The sequence below is a fragment of the Rummeliibacillus sp. G93 genome, assembly GCF_023515935.1.
Lineage (GTDB): Bacteria > Bacillota > Bacilli > Bacillales_A > Planococcaceae > Rummeliibacillus > Rummeliibacillus stabekisii.
The window spans coordinates 950316-970852 of record NZ_CP097314.1 but is presented as its reverse complement, the minus strand read 5'-3'; the positions used below and the strand labels follow the sequence as shown (position 1 = coordinate 970852).

Annotated in this window: 17 protein-coding genes; 1 reads left to right on the top strand and 16 read right to left on the bottom strand. The window is 40.6% G+C overall.

The genetic code is table 11. The annotated features are described in order from the left end of the window. Window positions 1–7: 7 nt before the first annotated feature. The 6 genes from priA to M2M59_RS04760 form a co-directional block, all read right to left on the bottom strand. Window positions 8–2416 (bottom strand): primosomal protein N', encoded by a 2409-nt coding sequence (gene priA / locus M2M59_RS04785; RefSeq protein WP_249775662.1) that lies wholly within the window; start codon window positions 2414–2416, stop codon window positions 8–10. Between the two features lie 88 nt (window positions 2417–2504). Beyond that, window positions 2505–3710 (bottom strand): bifunctional phosphopantothenoylcysteine decarboxylase/phosphopantothenate--cysteine ligase CoaBC, encoded by a 1206-nt coding sequence (gene coaBC / locus M2M59_RS04780; protein WP_249775661.1) that lies wholly within the window; start codon window positions 3708–3710, stop codon window positions 2505–2507. Between the two features lie 188 nt (window positions 3711–3898). Beyond that, entirely contained in the window at window positions 3899–4123 is a 225-nt protein-coding gene (gene rpoZ / locus M2M59_RS04775; protein ID WP_066785285.1) for a DNA-directed RNA polymerase subunit omega, read from the bottom strand. A gap of 3 nt (window positions 4124–4126) precedes the next feature. Next, entirely contained in the window at window positions 4127–4744 is a 618-nt protein-coding gene (gene gmk / locus M2M59_RS04770) for a guanylate kinase (RefSeq protein WP_249775660.1), read from the bottom strand. Between the two features lie 48 nt (window positions 4745–4792). Continuing rightward, entirely contained in the window at window positions 4793–5668 is an 876-nt protein-coding gene (locus tag M2M59_RS04765; RefSeq protein ID WP_249775659.1) for a YicC/YloC family endoribonuclease, read from the bottom strand. A 301-nt stretch (window positions 5669–5969) separates the two neighbouring features. After that, window positions 5970–6752: a class I SAM-dependent methyltransferase gene (locus M2M59_RS04760; RefSeq protein ID WP_249775658.1), complete on the bottom strand. Its 783-nt coding sequence runs from the start codon at window positions 6750–6752 to the stop codon at window positions 5970–5972. A gap of 197 nt (window positions 6753–6949) precedes the next feature. Between M2M59_RS04760 and M2M59_RS04755 the strand changes: the two genes are divergently transcribed. After that, window positions 6950–8644, top strand: coding sequence for an Rqc2 family fibronectin-binding protein (locus M2M59_RS04755; RefSeq protein WP_249775657.1), 1695 nt, complete (start codon window positions 6950–6952; stop codon window positions 8642–8644). Window positions 8645–8763: 119 nt separating this feature from the next. Here M2M59_RS04755 and M2M59_RS04750 read toward each other — a convergent pair whose 3' ends face one another. From M2M59_RS04750 to M2M59_RS04705, 10 genes are all read right to left on the bottom strand, one after another. Further along, complete coding sequence (locus M2M59_RS04750) at window positions 8764–9345, bottom strand: DUF6944 family repetitive protein (RefSeq protein ID WP_249775656.1); 582 nt, start codon at window positions 9343–9345, stop codon at window positions 8764–8766. A gap of 199 nt (window positions 9346–9544) precedes the next feature. Continuing rightward, window positions 9545–10174, bottom strand: coding sequence for an orotate phosphoribosyltransferase (gene pyrE, locus M2M59_RS04745; protein ID WP_147195089.1), 630 nt, complete (start codon window positions 10172–10174; stop codon window positions 9545–9547). Window positions 10175–10181: 7 nt separating this feature from the next. After that, complete coding sequence (gene pyrF / locus M2M59_RS04740) at window positions 10182–10889, bottom strand: orotidine-5'-phosphate decarboxylase (RefSeq protein ID WP_249775655.1); 708 nt, start codon at window positions 10887–10889, stop codon at window positions 10182–10184. Further along, the gene (locus M2M59_RS04735; protein WP_249775654.1) at window positions 10890–11801 is read right to left on the bottom strand and encodes a dihydroorotate dehydrogenase; all 912 of its coding nucleotides are present in this window, start codon (window positions 11799–11801) and stop codon (window positions 10890–10892) included. Next, window positions 11798–12574, bottom strand: a complete 777-nt coding sequence (locus M2M59_RS04730; RefSeq protein ID WP_249775653.1) for a dihydroorotate dehydrogenase electron transfer subunit — start codon at window positions 12572–12574, stop codon at window positions 11798–11800. Before M2M59_RS04730 ends, M2M59_RS04735 begins: the two co-directional genes overlap by 4 nt. Continuing rightward, the gene (gene carB, locus M2M59_RS04725) at window positions 12571–15774 is read right to left on the bottom strand and encodes a carbamoyl-phosphate synthase large subunit (protein ID WP_249775652.1); all 3204 of its coding nucleotides are present in this window, start codon (window positions 15772–15774) and stop codon (window positions 12571–12573) included. Before carB ends, M2M59_RS04730 begins: the two co-directional genes overlap by 4 nt. Further along, window positions 15767–16870, bottom strand: a complete 1104-nt coding sequence (carA, locus tag M2M59_RS04720) for a glutamine-hydrolyzing carbamoyl-phosphate synthase small subunit (RefSeq protein ID WP_249775651.1) — start codon at window positions 16868–16870, stop codon at window positions 15767–15769. The genes carB and carA overlap by 8 nt, the downstream gene beginning before the upstream one ends. After that, window positions 16864–18144: a dihydroorotase gene (locus M2M59_RS04715; protein ID WP_249775650.1), complete on the bottom strand. Its 1281-nt coding sequence runs from the start codon at window positions 18142–18144 to the stop codon at window positions 16864–16866. The genes carA and M2M59_RS04715 overlap by 7 nt, the downstream gene beginning before the upstream one ends. Then, window positions 18107–19027: an aspartate carbamoyltransferase catalytic subunit gene (locus M2M59_RS04710; protein WP_147194240.1), complete on the bottom strand. Its 921-nt coding sequence runs from the start codon at window positions 19025–19027 to the stop codon at window positions 18107–18109. Before M2M59_RS04710 ends, M2M59_RS04715 begins: the two co-directional genes overlap by 38 nt. 163 nt (window positions 19028–19190) lie before the next feature. Beyond that, window positions 19191–20531 (bottom strand): uracil-xanthine permease family protein, encoded by a 1341-nt coding sequence (locus tag M2M59_RS04705; protein ID WP_249775649.1) that lies wholly within the window; start codon window positions 20529–20531, stop codon window positions 19191–19193. Between the last annotated feature and the right edge of the window lie 6 nt (window positions 20532–20537).

Sequence of the window (20537 nt, the reverse complement as noted above, 5' to 3'; positions counted from 1 at the left end):
CTATCTATTAAATAACTGAAGGATCTAAATCAACTGTTAGCTGGATGCCTTTCTTAATCCAGTCCGTCCGATAAATCCGTATCAGTTGTTTTAACGTTTCGGTTAGGTTTGGTTCTATTTTATATTTTATCAAACATTGATAACGATATCGATTTTGGACGCGGCTTATAGACGCAGGTGTAGGCCCAATTAGCCCGACTTGGCTGGATAGTTTTAGCTTTAAAAAATCCATTGCCTTTCCTGCATATTCTGCTGCCATGAGTACATCTTCATGTGTAACTTGGATAAGCGCTACAAAATAATAAGGAGGATAAGCGAATTGATGACGCATCATCATTTCTTGGTCATAGAATGGTGCATACTGTTGCTCTTTCGACAGCTGGACTGCGTAATGTTCCGGACTGTATGTTTGGACAATGACTTCACCAGGCAAATCATGCCGTCCTGCTCGTCCGCTTACTTGTGTAAGCAATTGAAAAGTCCGCTCTGCCGCTCGAAAGTCCGGTAAATTCAATGAGGTATCAGCACTTAATACGCCGACGAGGGTGATTTTTGGAAAATCCAATCCTTTAGCAATCATTTGCGTACCAAGCAAAATGTCTGCTTTTAAGTTCCCAAAGTCTTCTAATATCTTCTCATGGGCACCCTTTTGCCTTGTTGTATCGACATCCATTCGAAGAACACGAGCTTCAGGAAATAGTTTATAAATTTCTGCTTCTATCTTTTGTGTGCCTGTGCCAAAGAATCGAATATGTTCGCTATGGCATTCTGGACATTCTGTTGGAACATGTTCTTCATAACCACAGTAATGACACTTAAGCTTTTCAGAAGAACGGTGATATGTCATGGATATATCGCAATTTTTACATTGGACGACTGTTCCACAATCTCGGCATAGCACAAAAGAAGAAAAACCTCTACGATTCAGAAACAATACCATTTGTTCTTTTTTCTTCAACCGATCTTCCATTGCTTCCATTAATGCACCTGAAAACATAGACCGGTTGCCATTATGGAGCTCTTCTCGCATATCAACGACTTCCACTTTCGGAAGAGATTGCTGTTTCGCTCTTTTTTCTAGCGTTAATAATGTATAGACATTTTTCTTTGCACGCGCAAACGATTCAAGGGAAGGGGTAGCACTTCCTAATATAACGGGGCAATGATGATACTCGCTGCGCCAAATTGCTATATCTCTTGCATGATAACGAGGCGTGTCTTCTTGTTTATACGTCGATTCATGTTCTTCATCTAGAATAATCAGGCCCAAATTTGTAAAAGGTGCGAAAACAGCTGACCTTGCTCCAACTGCTACTTTAACTTCTCCACGACCAATTTTTCGCCATTCATCATATTTTTCACCCTTTGACAATCCGCTGTGCATTACTGCAACCAAATCGCCAAAGCGAGCCCTGAAGCGTTCTGTCATCTGTGGTGTCAAGGATATTTCAGGTACCAATACAATGGCTTCTTGTCCCCTATTAATCGCTTCCTGGATCGCTTGCAGATATACTTCCGTCTTGCCGCTTCCTGTGATGCCATGCAATAAATAGGTTGTTGCTTGACGTGATTTTACAGAATGTAAAATTTCTTTCAAGGCTACTTCTTGTTCATCTGTTAAGGCTAGAGGAATTGAACCCTTCACTTCTTTTGAAAATGGATCACGATACACTTCCTCTTGGAAATATGTGGCCGCTCCTTTTTCAATAACCGCATTTACAACCTGCGGCGTCACACTCACGGTTTTACATATTTCATTAGGAGTAAATTCCTCTCCCACATGCAAAGCCATCCATTCTACGACTTGCCGCTGTTTTTTAGCTCGTGGAGGGATACTTTCAGCAATCTCTTGCAATCTCTCATAATCGCTTGCTATTTTGACTTTGCGGACTTCTTTCACATTGCCTTGTTGTTTGACAACTGTTTTTTGCTCTACATACCCATTCTTCATACAAGATTTAAGCACCCTTAATAGATTGGCACTTTCTACTTTTTTATAAGGAATGGCCGTTTTATTTCCGAATAGCTGCTGTAGTTCCTCTGGCAAATAAGTAGGATCTTCTTTTAGAAGGATTGTTTTTTCATATTTCGCACGCAATGCGGATGGGAGCATAACCTGCAGAGCATCAATTTCATAACACAGCGTATGGTCTGTCATCCATTTAGCCAGCTCTAGCATTTCATTCGTTAAAATGGGCTCGATATCTAACAGTTCGGCAATGGGTTTAAGCTTGTCCTTCGGTACATCACTTTCACTTTGTAAAGCTGTAATAAATCCCAGAACATTTCTTTTGCCAAATGGTACTTTTACACGGCAGCCAACCTCGACTAGCTCTTGTAATTCTTCAGGCACTTTGTAATCAAAAGGCCGATCGACAGGATATGCGGACACATCCACTATTACTTGCGCAATCATGTTAGGGTAATATCATTATTACCACTACCTTTCTATTGTTGAAATTAGCGGTTATGGTTATTTTACAGCTATCAAGCTTGAGTAATTTTTAATTCCACAATCCTTGCCTTTTTAATATAGTTTCAAACAATTTTAAAGCAAGCTCTTCTTTCGGAAGTTGTGAGAAGTTTACTTGATAGTCATTATTTCCGACAAGCGTAACTGTATTTAGATCTGTCCCAAATCCGCGGTCTGTTTTTGATACATCATTGGCTACAATATAATCGGCGTTCTTTTTTTCTAATTTACCTTTAGCATAATTGATGACATCATTCGTTTCAGCTGCAAAACCAATCAATAATTGGTGCTGTTTTCGTTCACCTAATGTCAAAAGAATATCGGTTGTCCGTTCTAATTCTATCGTTGAATCGCCTGGCTGCTTTTTCATCTTGCGGGAAAAAGTTTCTTTCGGTCGATAGTCTGCCACAGCTGCAGTTTTAACAACAATATCCGCTGTATCATACTCTTTTAGGATGGCTTGCAGCATTTCTTCAGCGCTTTCTACTGGTACTACTTGAACACCCTTTGGAGGATCTATTGAAACAGGACCAGAAACCAAGATCGTTTGTGCTCCCAATTTCGCTGCAGCCGCCGCCATTGCATATCCCATTTTCCCGCTTGAAAAATTCGTCAGAAAACGAACAGGGTCAATTCTTTCTCGTGTAGGGCCTGCAGACACTACCACTTTCTTTCCTTTTAAAGGCAAGTGTTTTGGCATGAAATAACTTTCTACCAGTGCAACAATTTTCTCTGGTTCTTCTAATCGTCCTTTTCCAACATAGCCACATGCAAGATAACCTTCATCCGGTTCAATCCATTGGTAACCATCCTGTGTAAGTGTTTCTACATTGCGCTTTACAGCTGGATGATCATACATATGTACATTCATAGCAGGGGCTATCCACACTTGCCCTGTTGCTGCAAGTAATGTTGTTGTCACCATATCATCCGCTATACCATTTGCCAGTTTACCAATAGTGTTGGCTGTAGCCGGCGCTACGATGATCAGATCTGCCCAATCTGCTAAATCAATATGGGCTATCACATTTGAATCCTTTTCATCAAACGTATCTGTATAAACATCATGTTTAGACATTACTTGAAAGCTGAGTGGCGTTACAAATCGTGTAGCAGATTCTGTCATGATGACTTTTACATGTGCACCCTTCTGGGTTAATTTACTAACAAGAGCAACAGCTTTATAAACGGCAATGCCGCCAGTAACACAAAGTAAGATTTTTTTATTTGAAAGCATTTTTCTCTTCCTTTCAAAACACAAGCCCCCAAAGAAAGTTTTCCCTGGGAGCTGCGGCTGTTAATAGATCGTATGAATTAAAGAAGCCATATTTTCAACCTATATCATTCGGTTGTCGGGAAAATGTTTCGGAATACAAATTTTATGTATCCAATCATCCTAATTACATAGGATGCCCGAATAGATGCTTATACTTCGTCTTCGTAAATTTTTGTTTCGTCTTGTTCCTCTTTTGTTAAGACGCCTGCAGCTACTTCTTCAAGCGCTTTCCCAACATTTTTGTGAGAAACATATCTCATTAGTAAATTTGGGCTTCCTTCCTGCATAGAGCGCGCTCTTTTAGCAGCAAGACTTACAAGTGAATATTTAGAATCAATTTTCGTTTTTAAAACGTCAACAGATGGGTATAACATCGTTTATTCTCCTCTCAACATAGCTAGGTATTGTTTTTCCACACGCTCGCGTCGGCAATGCTCTGCTAGTACAATCGCATTGATGCGGTCACAAGCTAATTGTACTTCATCATTTTCCACAACATAATCATACAAATTCATCATTTCTAATTCTTTATTTGCAGCGGCTATGCGTGTTGCAATCACTTCTTCCGTTTCTGTGCCACGGCCGACTAAGCGGTCCTGCAACTCTGAAAGGCTTGGTGGCGCAAGGAAAATAAATAAGCCATCCGGCGCTTTTTCGCGTATTTGCGCTGCTCCTTGTACTTCAATCTCAAGAAACACATCGCGGCCCGCATCAAGTGTAGCATTTACATAATCAATTGGCGTACCGTAATAATTCCCCACATAATTGGCGAATTCAAGCAGTCTGCCTTGTTCAATTAATGTTTCAAATTCTTCTTTGCTCTTAAAGAAATAATCCACACCATCGACTTCACCCTCGCGCGGTTTGCGCGTAGTCATAGAAATCGAGTATTCATAATTGGTATCCGGCTGTGAAAACAGTTCTTTACGAACAGTGCCTTTGCCTACGCCTGATGGACCTGATAAGACAATTAGTAATCCACGTTCTTTTCTCATAACTCTCCCTCATGTTTCAAAAAAATAATCATACAATAATCCAAGCCACTATTCAATATTTTGGACCTGCTCACGCATTTTCTCAAGAATTGACTTAGCTTCAACAACCGCGCTTGCTACTTCAGCTGATTGGTTTTTAGCACCAATCGTATTAATCTCCCGGTTCATCTCTTGCATTAAGAAGTCTAATTTTCGGCCAATTGCAGCTTCATCTCTTAAGGTTTCATCCACCTGTTTTAAATGGCTGCTCAAACGGTCAATTTCTTCAGCTATATCCGCTTTTTCTGCAAATACAGCTACTTCCATCAGAACACGCTCTTCAACATGGTCAGCTTGGCAAATTTCTTGAATACGAGCCAAGAGTTTAGAACGATACTTTTCCACAGCCATCGCAGATCCTTTCTGTATAATCGTAATCTGCGCTTCTAGCATTGCTTTTAAACGTCGAACTGCTTCTAATAATTCTAAACCTTCTCTTTGCCTCATTCCAACTAGAACAGAAGCAGCTTCTTCAGTTGCAAGCTCGATGGCTGCTAAGACCTCTTCTTTAGACAGTTCCTTTGTTTTTACCGTGACGACTTCTTCTAAGCCTAATATCTCAGCCATAGACCACTGCTTTGTAAGCGGAAGCTTACTGCTAAGCTCCTCTTGCGCCTCAATATATGCATTGACTAATGGCCAATTAATATGTATTGATTGACCAAGTGGTTCCATTTCTTTCACATTTACGGATACATCGAGTTTTCCTCTTGCTACTTTTGTAGAGAGTAGCTTCTTTGCAAATACTTCTGCTTCCGTCCACTCTTTTGGAAATCTCGTTGAAATTTCCAAGAAACGATGATTTACCGAGCGGATTTCTACGGTCAACTGCAATTGTTCCGTTGTTGTGACACCCCTGCCAAAACCAGTCATACTTCGAACCAAGGCCCGTCACATCCTTCTTTGCATTCTATCTAATAAGTATAGCACAAGAAATAAATCTTGCGTACATTGACTAGTAGAGAAGTTTTAAATAATATATCATTCTAAAAACCTCTAATGGCTGAAACTAATTGTTTTAACTCATAGAAAAACCGAACACTCTGTAAAGTAAAATCTCACATTTGTCCGGCTCTTCTTTTTATCATTATTCTATTGAAGCTCTAATAAATTGCTTGGTAGGACCTATCTACTCTTGTTTTATCCTTAATCTTTATTCAATAGATTTCCTAAATTGTTTTCTACATTACGACTTAATGCCTTTCCAAATAGTCCATCTATCCTTTTCAGTAATAGGATTATTAGTTGTACTATTGATTTGGTCTTTAATGTATACCGCAAGCTCATCTACTTGTTCGTCGTTCAGTTCATAGAGAATGGAACGACCTGTTCGATTCTTAATATCTTTCATTAAATCATCGAGGTATTGATAAACTTTTCTAGTTTCCCATAAACTATATTCTTCGATAGGATGGAAACCATTTTCTTTAAGGAATTGCATCACATCATGACTCGGGTATCTTCTAGAAATTTCTTTATCGATCAAACTTGGATACTTCTCAAAAAAGTATCCTCTTATATTAGTGGCGCTGCCTTTCAGAAGACAATCCTCTCGCGTTCTGTCTTGAATAAGGAAGACACCACCTGGTTTTAGCAATCGATATCCCTCTTGAAAACACGCATTTAAATCATCAATATGATGTATAACTGCTCTTTCTAAAATAATATCATATTGCTCATCAGCCAATTTTGTATCTAAAGCATTTCCTAATTTGAAATTTATATTATCATAGTCCCTGCAGTTTTCTTTTGCCGTATGTAATAGCTGTTCTGAAAAATCTAAACCTGTAACTTCTGCAGCCTCCATCTTGGCCAATGCTTTTGTATAAATTCCTCCGCCACACCCAATATCTAAAACCTTTTTACCTTTCACTTCACATATTTCATTCACTTTATCAATCCACGTATGATCCGCTTCTCTAGTAGAATATGTAAAGCGATTAGCCGGTTTATTAAAATCTATTGCCATAAAAAATACCCCCTTCATTCTCACACTTCTCTGATTCCAGAAAAGTACCCCTCAGTTTTATATTCTAGAAAAGCTTCAGCTATCCCTTTTTTGTATTTTCTTTTATGGTCTATTGAGCACATAATAGGCTCCATAAATTCATATTGCCTTTAAAAAATGTTAAGATAGAACAAAACGTGTTGAAAGAGGAATACCATATGGCATATGACGGTTTATTTACATTAGCGATGACCAAAGAATTACAAAAGCTGACGACAGGTCGCATCGCAAAAGTGCATCAACCGAATGCACAAGAAGTAATTCTAACAATCCGGGCAAATGGAAAAAACCATAAACTATTATTTTCAATCCATTCATCATACGCCCGCGTCCATTTAACGGACCAATCAGTAGAAAATCCATCTGAACCGCCAATGTTTTGCATGCTCTTACGCAAACATATTGAAGGCGGGATTATAGAATCTATTCGCCAAATTGACGGCGACCGAATCATCGTCTTTACAATTACCAGTAAAAATGAAATTGGCGATCGTATCACGAGAGAATTAATTGCAGAAATCATGGGAAGGCACAGTAATCTTATTTTAATAGAAAAAGAGTCGCACAAAATTGTAGATAGTTTAAAACACTTGCCGCCTTCCCTGAATAGTTACCGTACAGTGCTTCCTGGTCAAGCCTACATTGCACCACCGCCGCAAGATAAAGTAAATCCAACCGAGGCGGATGCAGTAGCATTACAATCATTCTTTGAAACGGAGAAAACGGCACAAGACATCGTTCAGCATTTCACAGGCTTTTCTCCACTTCATGCGAAGGAGTTCTTATATCGTATAGAGAAAAATCATGACGCTGCCGCCGATTACTTTAACTCCTATATTGAATCGTTCCAGCATGGTGGCGACCAGCCTACATACGTAGAGGTTAATGGTAAAATTCATTTTTCGCCAACGCCCTTAACACATCTAGATGGCAAGTCTACATCATTTGATACATTAAGCTCATTGTTAGATCGTGTTTTCTTTGCACGGGCTGAACGAGATCGCGTCAAACAACAGGCAGGCGATTTAGAACGTTGGCTGCAAAACGAAGTGAACAAGTTAAAGTTAAAACTAAAAAAACTGCAAAAAGATTTGCAGCAGGCAACACGGCTGGACCAGTATCAACTATATGGCGAGTTGCTGATGGCGAACATCTATAATTTTGATAAAGGCGCAAAAGAAATCACCGTTGAAAATTATTATGATGAAAATCAAGCAGCTGTCACTATACCTTTAAACGAACGAAAAACGCCTATTGAAAATGCGCAAAGCTACTATACAAGATATAACAAAGCAAAAAATGCGCTTATTATGATTCAAGAACAAATAGACAAGACAAATGATGACATTACGTATTTTGAAATGCTGTCCCAACAAGTGCAGCAAGCATCTCCTCACGACATTGAAGAAATCCGCGAAGAGTTAGCAGAGCAAGGATTTATGAAAATGCGTGCGAACAAACGAAGAAAAAAACCAACGAAACCAATGCCGGAAGATTTTATTTCATCCACAGGTATACGCATTTCAGTCGGCAAAAATAATAAACAAAATGACTACCTGACCTTTAAAGTCGCAAAAAAATCTGAAATATGGATGCATACAAAAGACATCCCAGGCTCTCACGTCGTTATACATGATGCCGACCCAGATGAAGAAACGATAAGAGAAGCGGCGACATTATCAGCTTATTTTAGTAAAGCTCGCGAATCTTCATCCGTTCCTGTTGATTATACGGAAGCTCGCCATGTTAAAAAGCCAAATGGTTCAAAACCTGGTTTTGTCATCTACTTTGAACAAAAAACTATTTTTGTTACACCAGATGAAGAGCTTGTTATGAAATTGAAAAAAGACTAAATAGTAAAGAACCGTCTAGCTCTTCAGCTGGCGGTTCTTTTTTCTACCTAATTCCCTTTTATTAATTATGCCAATGTAATAGCAGTATCATCATATAATAATTAATACCTACACAATCACTAGTCTGTCTCCAACCAACTTGCTTCAGGTTGCCCAGACTCATTGCGAATACCTTTTGCTACTCCTATAATGCCAATAACTGAGCCAATCACCTCAATCCACCAACCGATTGTATTGATTGTTTCGCTTTCTTCTCCTCTAAGTGTTTTAATTCCAGCAAGAGCTACCATGGAGTATCCAACTGTTTCTAAAAAGCTACCATATATTTCATATAAAGCAAGGGGAGTTGGTTCCTCTTCTAGTGCCGCCACAAAGGAAAGACCCCCACCAGTTGCTTCAGTAAGAGATTCTTGAATCTCCAACTTTATCCTATCTTCTTCATTTGCCGTTGCGACAATGGCAATTATTGTGATTAGATTACCAATTACTTTTAGCTGTATACCCAATTTCCCTAATGAATATTGTTTGATACTATCTGCTACTAAAGCTCCTCCCGTAGCTTGTAAAGTTCCTCCGACTAACTCAAGAGAGGTTGATGCCTCTTCACTTTTTATTATTGATGGCGTGTTTCCAATTGCTGCGATTGTTGTACCTATTGCATTTATTAAAGATCCGAATAACGCTTGTATTTGATTGTCCAATTCTCCCCTCCTTCTAAAGCATCTTACTTATATATAATGCAGAACAGTTGACTTACGGAAGGGTAATGGCCTTTACAATGTTAGATTTTTTGATTGAATACAATTATCACATATAAGTAATACAAAAAGACTGCAAACAAAATTTAAATTTGTCTACAGTCTGCATAAGCCTACTACAATATTTCTATTGCTAGTTCTATTAAAGCTTTCCTTCTTTTAAATCAGCATGCCATTGAAGCAGTCCTGGAATATCAGAGGGTTGGATTTCCTGGTTCTCTTTCGCTGTTTCGACTAATGTTTCAAAGTTAGTCAGGCTTTTGTACGGTACGCCTGCTTCTGTGAAATTCTCATCTGCTCGGTTCAACATGTATGAATACACAGACACAACCCCTATGACTTCTGCCCCTTCACGTCGAAGTGCTTCTACTGCATTAATGCTTGAACCACCAGTAGAAATAATATCTTCCACAACAACTACTTTTTGTCCTCTATGTAGTTTCCCTTCTGTTTGATTGCCTTGTCCGTGCCCTTTTGGCTTAGAACGAACATAGACCATCGGCAAATCTAGAAGATCACTTACCCATGCAGCGTGTGGAATGCCTGCTGTGGCGGTCCCCGCAACCACTTCTGCCACTGGGAAGTTTTCCTGAATTAACTGTGCCAGTCCCTTAGCAATGGTCTTTCGTACGTTTGGATAAGAGATGGTAAGACGCGTATCACAATAGATTGGTGATTTAATTCCAGATGCCCATGTAAAAAGGTTGGTTGGATTGATGGAAACAGCCCCTGCCTTCAACATACCTTGCGCTACTTCTTTTTGAATTGTCATTGTCATATTATTGTCCTCCCCATTGCTCTAAAACCGTATGATAGCTTTCTACTGAATCCACACTTTGCGTAATCGCTCTGCCTACGACAATATGTGTCGAGCCTTTTTCTCTTGCAACTACTGGTGTGGCAATCCGTTTCTGGTCATGCGCTTCGCCGCCTTCTAAACGAATACCAGGTGTGACTTTTAAAAATTCCTTGCCGCAAGCTTCTTCGATTGCCTTTGCTTCCAAAACAGAGCAAACAACACCATCAAGGCCTGCATCTTTTGTTAAAAGTGCATAATTCAACACTGATTCCTCAAGCGTTGTCATGATCTTTTGCTCTTTTTGCATTTCTTCTTCCGTTGTAGAAGTAAGTTGTGTAACAGCGATTAGTAGAGGTCTCTTTTTTCCCTCTGGAGTTCCTTCTTGCAACCCCTCAAGTGCTGCTTTCATCATCTCACTACCGCCTGCAGCATGTACATTTACCATATCAACACCTAATCTTGCTAACCCGCGCATAGCTGATTTAACTGTGTTTGGTATATCGTGCAATTTTAAATCTAGAAAAATTTCATGTCCTAAATCTTTTATTTTTTTTATGATTGAACTACCTTCTTGTAAAAAAAGTTCTAGACCTATTTTTACGTATAGAGGTTCATTATATTGTTCTAAAAAGGCAAAAACGTCTTCTTCCCCTGGGAAGTCTAAGGCAATAATAGGCTTATCTGTCATTTAACGATGGCTCCTTCCAATCAAATCTGTTAGTTTGCTGTATCCTATCTCATCTAGTTTTTGAGGAAGCTCTTCGATTATTTTTGGACAAACAAATGGGTCCACAAAGTTTGCTGTTCCTACTCCGACAGCACTCGCTCCGGCTGATAGAAAATCAATAACATCCTCAGCGTTTGTTACGCCACCCATGCCAATAATCGGAATCGAAATTTCTTTACTGACTTCATAAACCATTCGAATCGCCACAGGCTTCACGGCTGGGCCCGAAAGTCCACCTGTACCATTTGCAATAATAGGCTTGCCAGTTGAAGGGTGTAGGCGCATACCAACTAGTGTATTAATCATTGTAATTCCATCTGCCCCACTTGCCTCTACTTCTTTGGCAATCTCAACTATATTCGTGACATTAGGTGAAAGCTTAACATAAACAGGGACTTCAGAAACAGCCTTTACGGCTGCAGTCAACTCACCTGCTGTTTTGGCATCAGTGCCGAATTGAATACCTCCACATTTTACATTGGGGCAAGAGATATTTAGTTCAAGCGCCTTCACATTGTTGGCGGTTGATATTCTTTCTGCAACCGCTACATAATCGGTCATTTCTGTGCCAGCAACATTCGCAATAATGGGCACATCAAATTGTTCAAGCCATGGAAGTTCATGCTCCAGCACATGCTCTAACCCAGGGTTTTGAAGACCAATAGCATTCAGCATACCTGATGATGTTTCAGCTACACGCGGCGTAGGATTTCCTCTTCTAGTCTCCAGCGTCGTCGCTTTAATCATAATTGCACCTAATGTTGATAAATCGTATAAATTCGCAAACTCTTGGCCAAAGCCAAAGCACCCGGAAGCTGGAATGATCGGGTTTTTCAATGATAAACCTGGAAGTTCTATTTGAAGGCGGTTCATAGTGCTACAACTCCTCTCTTAAAAACGGGTCCATCGCTGCATACTTTTAAATAATCTTGCGACACAGCGTCAGTTGTTTCGCACACGCAGGCATAGCAAGCACCAATTCCACATCCCATACGCTCTTCGAAAGATAGAAATCCTAATTTATCAGGATACGTTTGTTCAATTGCTTTTAGCATTGGCGTAGGGCCGCAACTATAGAAAACGTCAAATTCAGGTTTCTCTTGCATTAATAAATCTGTTACAAACCCTTTTGAGCCGTAGCTTCCATCCGCTGTAACAATATGTGTTTCACCAAGAGCCTTAAATTGTTCTTCATAAAAAACATCACCGATTGACTGGAAACCAAGGACATGGATCGTGCGTACCCCTTTTTGCTGTAATCTAGATGCCAATTCATAGAGCGGTGGCACACCGATACCTCCCCCGATTAGTAATGCCGTTTCACCAGAGTTGCTGGCATCTAGTGGGAATCCATTTCCTAATGGTCCTAGCACGTCCACCATATCGCCTGGCTGCTTTAAAGAGAGCAGCTGCGTTCCTCTTCCTCCTGCACGATATAGCAATGTACATTCTAAGTTTTCTTGGTCAATTGAACAGATGCTAATTGGCCTTCTGAGCAGAGGTTCATAACTATCTGACACTCGAATATGCACAAATTGTCCAGGGTTTTTCATTTCATTTACAAGCTGGCCATGCAAGACCAGCTCATAAATATTTGTTGCTATAGATCGATGATGAATGACTTCCATTTTTTCTTGTTGAATCATAAGGACACCTCTAACTCTGCTTTTGGCATTGCTGTTGCTGTAAAAGTCATAGATTCTATGACTTGGAGAATAGCTGCTGCTGTATCTAGTGATGTGAAGCTAGGTATACCATTTTCTACTGCTTCACGGCGTATTCTAAAACCGTCTCGCTCAGGCTGTTTTCCTTTTGTCAGTGTATTAATGACTAACTGAGCCTCTCCATTTTGGATGACATGAAGCAACGTTTTCTCGCTTGATCCGATTTTATCCACAACGGTTGATTGAATCCCTGCACTTTCCAGCGTCTTTGCTGTCCCTGGTGTGGCAAGGATTGAGTAACCTACTTTCATAAATCGTTCAGCCAGTTCTACCGCCTCTGCTTTATCTTTATCCGCCACAGTCATCAAGACGGAACCATGATCGGCTATTTTCATTCCTGCTGCTACAAAGCCTTTATATAACGCTTTTTCTAATGTGCTGTCTTTCCCCATTACCTCGCCTGTAGATTTCATTTCAGGTCCTAATGTGGTATCGACACGACGAAGTTTTGCAAAGCTAAACACCGGCACTTTTACAAACACACCAATTTTAGAAGGTGCAAGCCCTGCTTTATAACCTTGCTCAATAATCGACTCTCCTAGGATTGCTTTTGTCGCAACATTGGCCATAGGGATATTTGTAATCTTGCTCAAGAAAGGAACTGTTCTTGATGCACGTGGGTTAACTTCAATTACATAGACCACATCTTTAGAAATGACATATTGGATATTCATTAAGCCTTTGATCCCCAAACCTTTTGCTAAACGTGTCGTGTAATCTACTAATGTATCAATATGCTTTTGGGCTAAGTTTTGCGGCGGATAAACGGCAATCGAATCTCCTGAATGCACTCCAGCACGTTCAATATGTTCCATGATGCCTGGAATGAGCACGTTTTCTCCGTCACAAATGGCGTCTACTTCAATCTCGCTTCCCGTCAGATATCTATCAATCAATACAGGATGTTCTGGTGAAGCTTCAACAGCATTTTCCATATAATGCTTTAGTTCTTTGCTGTTGTACACTATTTCCATCGCTCTACCACCAAGCACATAAGATGGACGCACAAGGACTGGGTACCCTATTTCCTCTGCAATGGCTACAGCCTCATGCGAATTTGTTGCTGTTTTCCCTTTTGGTTGAGGAATTCCTAATTCATGCAGTGCTTCCTCAAAACGGTCTCGTGATTCTGCTCTGTCAATCGAATCGAGTGTTGTACCTAGTATCTTCACGCCTCTCTCTTCTAATTGCTCTGCCAGATTAATTGCCGTTTGGCCCCCAAATTGGACTACCACCCCTAGTGGCTGTTCTAGATTAATAATGTGCATGACATCCTCAATCGTTAGCGGCTCAAAGTATAGTTTATCTGAGACCGAAAAGTCTGTTGATACGGTTTCCGGGTTTGAATTTATAATGATTGCTTCATATCCTGCTTCTTGTATTGCCCACACCGAGTGCACAGTTGCATAATCGAATTCCACACCCTGTCCAATGCGGATGGGTCCTGAACCGAGTACGATGACAGATTCACGGTTTGACCGTATTGATTCATTCTCAGAACCGTATGTCCCATAGAAGTAGGGTGTTTCTGATTCGAACTCTGCCGCGCATGTATCTACCATCTTATAGACCGGTAGAATACGGTTTTCTTTTCGGTAATCATATACTTCTCTCTCTGTCATGCCCCAGAGCCTTGCAATTATTTCATCTGCAAAACCTATTGTTTTAGCTTTTTTGAGCACTTCATCATTTTGTGGGTTATCTTTTATCACTTTTTCATAGTCAATGATATTTTTCAATTTATGAAGGAAGAAAAGATCGATCTTGCTCCAATCATGAATTTGCTCGATTGTTATGCCACGTCTTAAAGCTTCACCTATAAAGAATAACCGCTCGTCTCCTGCTTTTGTTATCCGCTTTTCGATCAGTTCACCCGTTAAATCATCTGCATTTTTTAACTCTATATGTTTTTGGCCTGTCTCCAATGAGCGCACAGCTTTTAAAATGGCTTCTTCAAAGGTGCGACCAATTGCCATAACTTCTCCAGTTGCTTTCATTTGAGTCCCTAAGTTTCGCTTAGCTGTTTCAAATTTATCGAAAGGAAAGCGCGGAATTTTTGCCACGATATAATCTAGTGCTGGCTCAAAGCACGCATATGTTCTACCTGTCACAGGATTAATCATCTCATCGAGAGTTAATCCAACTGCAATTTTTGCCGCCAGTTTTGCAATAGGATATCCTGTTGCTTTAGAAGCAAGAGCTGATGATCTAGAAACTCGAGGATTAACCTCAATAATGTAGTAATTGAAACTGTATGGATCTAGTGCTAACTGAACATTGCAACCACCTTCAATACCGAGTGCACGGATAATTTTCAGCGATACATTTCGGAGCATATGGTACTCACGGTCCGATAATGTTTGGGAAGGTGCTACAACGATTGAATCTCCTGTATGTATGCCGACAGGATCCACATTTTCCATGTTGCAAACAACGATGGCATTGTCCTTTGAATCACGCATCACTTCATATTCAATTTCTTTGTATCCTGCAATCGATTTTTCAAGCAGGCACTGTGTAACAGGTGAATATTTTAGGCCTGACGCTACAGTTTCTTTCAATTCCTGCTCATCATGGCAGATGCCGCCGCCTGTACCACCTAATGTAAAGGCGGGGCGAACAATAATGGGATAACCTATACGGCTGGCAAATGTGTTAGCTTCTTCTAATGTATGTACGATTTCTGATTCGGGCGTTGGAACACCAAGCTCTTGCATAAGACTGCGAAATAGATCGCGGTCTTCCGCTTGGTTGATTGCGTCTAACTTTGTCCCTAAAATTTCTATGCTAAGTTCATCTAATATTCCTGACTTATGCAATTCAATTGCCATATTCAAACCGGTCTGCCCACCGAGCGTCGGCAGAATTGCATCTGGACGTTCTTTACGCAGAATGCGTGATACGAACTCTAACGAAATAGGTTCGATGTAAACAGTGTCAGCAATCTCTGTGTCCGTCATTATTGTTGCCGGGTTGGAGTTGATGAGGATTACTTTATACCCCTCTTCTTTTAATGCCAAGCAAGCTTGTGTACCTGCATAGTCAAATTCTGCAGCTTGACCGATAATAATAGGACCTGAACCGATTACTAGGATGGATTGAATGTCATGGCGTTTAGGCATGTTGCAATTGCTCCTCTCTCGTACTGTTGTTCATTAGCTCGATAAATTCGTCAAACAGGTGGTTGGGATCTTCTGGACCAGGTGAAGCTTCTGGATGATATTGCACGGTGAATACTGGGTGTTTTTTGTGGCGCATCCCTTCGCATGTGCCGTCATTTAATGCGATATGCGTTACTTCTAAGTCTGTGCCTTGAAGTGAATCCATATCAATTGCGAATCCATGGTTTTGCGATGTAAGTTCTGTCCGTCCCGTCCTTAAATCTTTGACAGGATGATTTGCACCTCGATGACCAAATTTCAACTTAAATGACTTAGCTCCAGAGGCAAGTCCGAAAAGCTGATGGCCCAAGCAAATACCGAACATTGGTACCTTACCGATTAGTACTTTGATCGTCTCGATAGCTTCAGGAACATCCATTGGGTCTCCAGGACCATTAGACAGCATGATTCCATCTGGCTGATAGGTCATTATTTCTTCTGCACTTGAGTTATAAGGTACAACTATCACATCACAATCTCGCTTATTTAGCTCTCGCAGTATCCCGTGCTTCATTCCAAAATCGATTAACACGACACGTTTACCGCGACCAGGAGATGGATACGCCTTTTGTGTTGAAACTTGTGCAACTTGATTCGTTGGAAACTTTACAGCGTTAAGCCATTCTATTATTTCCTCTAGATTGATTTCTTCTCCAGCTTTTGAAAGATAGCCTTTGACAGCACCTTCCTTACGAATCAGGCGTGTCAGTTTTCTTGTATCAATCCCTTGGATACCTGGAATGCCTTTCATTTTTAGGTATTCATCCAATGTTCCTTCATTGCGAAAGTTTGAAGGTACTGTTGCCAATTCGTGGATAACAAAACCTTTGATTGCAGGCGAGATGGCTTCAAAGTCATCTCGATTAATCCCGTAGTTGCCAATTAAAGGGTAAGTCATGGTCACAATCTGTCCGCAAAAAGATGGATCTGAAATCGTTTCTTGGTAGCCGGTCATTCCTGTTGTAAACACGACTTCACCAGCTGATTCTGTTTCACTGCCGAAAGCAATGCCTTCAAAAACTTCGCCCGATTCTAAGATCAGTTTTCTTTTTAGCATGATCCATCCTCCCAAACAATTTTGCCTTCACACATTGTAAGCATTGGCCAGCCTGTTGCTTTCCAGCCGTTAAACGGGGTGTTTCTTCCTTTAGACAGAAACTCTTCTGCATCGATTGTTTTCTCATTTTCGATATCAATTAAGACTAGATCCGCGGACTCACCGATTCCAAGTGTGCCATATGGCAAGTTGAATAGTTGAGCTGGTTTTACGGTCATCCAGTCAATCAACTGGCGCAATGTCCATTTTGCTGTTTTCACAAATTGTGTGTATAAAAGAGGAAATGCTGTTTCGAAGCCCACAATTCCAAATGGAGCTCCTACCATGCCACAACATTTTTCTTCTTTTGTATGTGGCGCATGGTCCGTTGCTATACAATCGATGGTGCCGTCTAGTAGTCCTTCATGTAGAGCCAGCCAATCCTCGTTAGCACGAAGTGGCGGATTCATCTTCCAGTTAGCATCATCGCTTGGAATATCCATCTCTTCTAAAAGTAGGTGATGCGGGCAAACTTCCGCTGTTACGTGGATTCCTGCTGCTTTGGCATCCCGCACTACGCGTACAGATTCTTTTGTGGATACATGGCATACATGGTAATGCGCGCCTGCAGCCTCAGCAAGCAATACATCTCGTGCAATTTGGACAGACTCGCAAATAGAAGGAATACCAGGCAATCCTAATTCTAAATTGCGTTTACCTTCATGCATTACTCCATCATAAATTAATGAGTTATCTTCACAATGTGCAACTACAGTCATATTGAGAGCAGCTGCATCCTTCATTTGTTCATACATTGTTCTCGCTTCTTGTATGCCTACTCCATCATCTGAAAAAGCAACAGCTCCGTGTGCCTTCAGCGCCTTTAAATCTGTGCGAGCATCACCCGATTGATCAACAGTTAATGAACCATAAGGCAGAACACGCACGATCGCGCTCTGCTCAATTAATCCATTAATCAACGCTAAATTCTCAACTGAGTCCGGAACTGGCTTGGTATTTGGCATCGCACAAATGGTTGTAAAACCACCCTTTGCGGCTGAAAGAGAACCTGTTTCAATGGTTTCCTTATGTTCGAAGCCTGGTTCTCTCAAATGAACGTGGACATCCACAAAACCAGGTGATGCCATATATCCTTTCCCATCTATTATTTCATCTGCCTGCACATTTAATTTCTCGCCGACTGCTGCAATCTTCCCATCCTCAACGAATATTTCCCCTGCATAAAGATTTCCGTTCTTATCTACTAACTGCAAATTTTGAAGTAACACTGTCATTGTATTTTCTCTCCTTTAAGATAGTTTCTAAGATTGCCATTCGAATGTAAACTCCGTTATTTACCGCTTCGAAAATTCGTGAACGTTCACACTCTACTAGGTCGGAATCAATTTCTACTCCGCGGTTGAAAGGAGCAGGGTGCATAATAATCGCATTGTTTTTCATCATACTTTCTCTTTCTACTGTCAAGCCGTATTGTTGATGATAGTTTTCAGTGCTGTATCCTTCATATGTAACATTTCGTTCGTTTTGGACACGTAGCAGCATAATCACATCACTTGTTTTATGAAGATCGCCCCATTCATTATTCGCCTCTGGGAATTCTCCTTGCCATTGTTCTGGGCAAACTAATTGTACGTTTGCGCCTAATCTTTTAAGTGAAATCATATTGGATTTTGCTACGCGGCTATGTGAGATGTCTCCTACTATTGTGATATTTAAGCCCTTGAATCGGCCAAACTCTTTAAAGATAGTATAGAGATCGAGTAGAGATTGTGATGGATGTTGTCCGGTTCCGTCTCCACCATTGATGATTGGTATATTAATTCCCGGCAACAGGTCTTCATAATAAGCATCTTGGTTATGGCGAATGACAACTGCGTCGATTCCCATAGATTCTAATGTTTTCACTGTATCGTAAAGCGTTTCACCTTTCAGTGTGCTTGAGAAACCTGATTCAAAAGGTATCACTGTGGCACCTAGTTTGCGCTCGGCAATTTCAAAACTTACCTTTGTTCTTGTACTTGGTTCAAAGAAGAGGTTGGCAACCATTGCATTCTGTGCAAGCTGTGGTTTGGCTCCTGCCTCAAGCTCAGCTGCTCGTGTTAAAATATCCTCAATTTGTTGTATTGATACTTGCTCCATCGATAATAAGTTTTTCATCATTTTGCCTCCTAGTTTTGTATTAAACTAAAAGCCTCCTTGGAATTTCAAGGAGGCTTTTGAAGGATATGACAAAATAAGCTTGTATACTTTATGCATGCTTATCGTATCGAATCACCCTTCTGTGCCTCTCTGGACAACCCTTAAAAGGTACTGCTACAAATTATTCAATTGAATTTTCTTTCATTTCCATCTCTTCTCTTTCCATCTCAAGATCTGGCTGAGCTTTACCTGGTAGTATAAAGTTTAGAAGAACACCAATGATTGCTGCAAGAGCCATGCCTTCAATGGAAAACGTTTTGGTAAATGCTAGCTTTGCTCCGCCAATTCCTAAGATTAAGATGACAGATGCAATCACAAGATTACGCTTATCATCAAAATCAATCTTATTCTCGACAAGCATGCGTAAACCGCTTGAAGCAATAATCCCGAAGAGCAGGATTGATACACCACCAAGAACTGGAGTAGGAATCGTACCAACAAGTGCCATTAGTTTACCTGAGAATGAAAGGAGGATGGCGAATACTGCCGCACCACCAATCACCCATACGCTGAAAATACGTGTTAATACAAGGACACCGATATTTTCACCATAAGTCGTTTTAGGTGGACCACCAATCAATGAACTGATGAGTGTGCCTAGTCCATCACCAAGCAAGGACCGGTTTAAACCAGGGTCTTTAATAAAATTGCGGTGAACTACTTTTCCTAAAACAAGCTGATGCCCGATATGTTCGGAGATTGTCACAATGACAATCGGCACCATTGCCAGCAGCAATGTAGATGTGACATGGAATTCATAATCAACTCCAGGTATCAGGAAGTCTGGCGTTTTAAACCATTTTGCTTCTACTACCTTACTAAAGTTAATGAGGTGGGTATTAAACACCGCATCTGAGATCAGTGAAGCAATATAACCGCCAATCAATCCGATAAGTATCGGCATAGTGCTAATAACACCTTTAAAGAAGTTATTGCATAGGATTGAAATAGCTAGCGTGATCAAACCGATAACAAAGTAAGCTGCGCTATACACTTCTTTGTTGTCTCCCACTGTTTCGTACATCGTCATATGGACAGCAGTTCCTGCAAGCCCTAAACCAATGACCATGATGACAGGCGCTACTACGATAGGCGGCAATAATTTCATAATCCACTTGTATCCTGTTTTCCAAATTAATAAGGATACAATCCCATATACAAGCCCTACCGCCATTGCACCGATCATCGCACTACCCGGTCCGTCTCCTGTTGCTGATGCTACTTGGATCGGCGCTATAAAGGCAAATGATGATCCTAGATAAGCCGGTACTTTAAAGCGTGTTACAAGCAAGAATATAATTGTTGCTATTCCACTTGTTAATAAAGCGATGGCTGGTGACAAGCCTGTTAATGTTGGGACAAGGATAGTTGAACCAAACATTGCAAACATATGCTGCAAACTAAGTGTAACTAACTGTCCTCCCGAAGGTTTGTCGTTAATATCCAATACTGCATTTGACATCTCAAT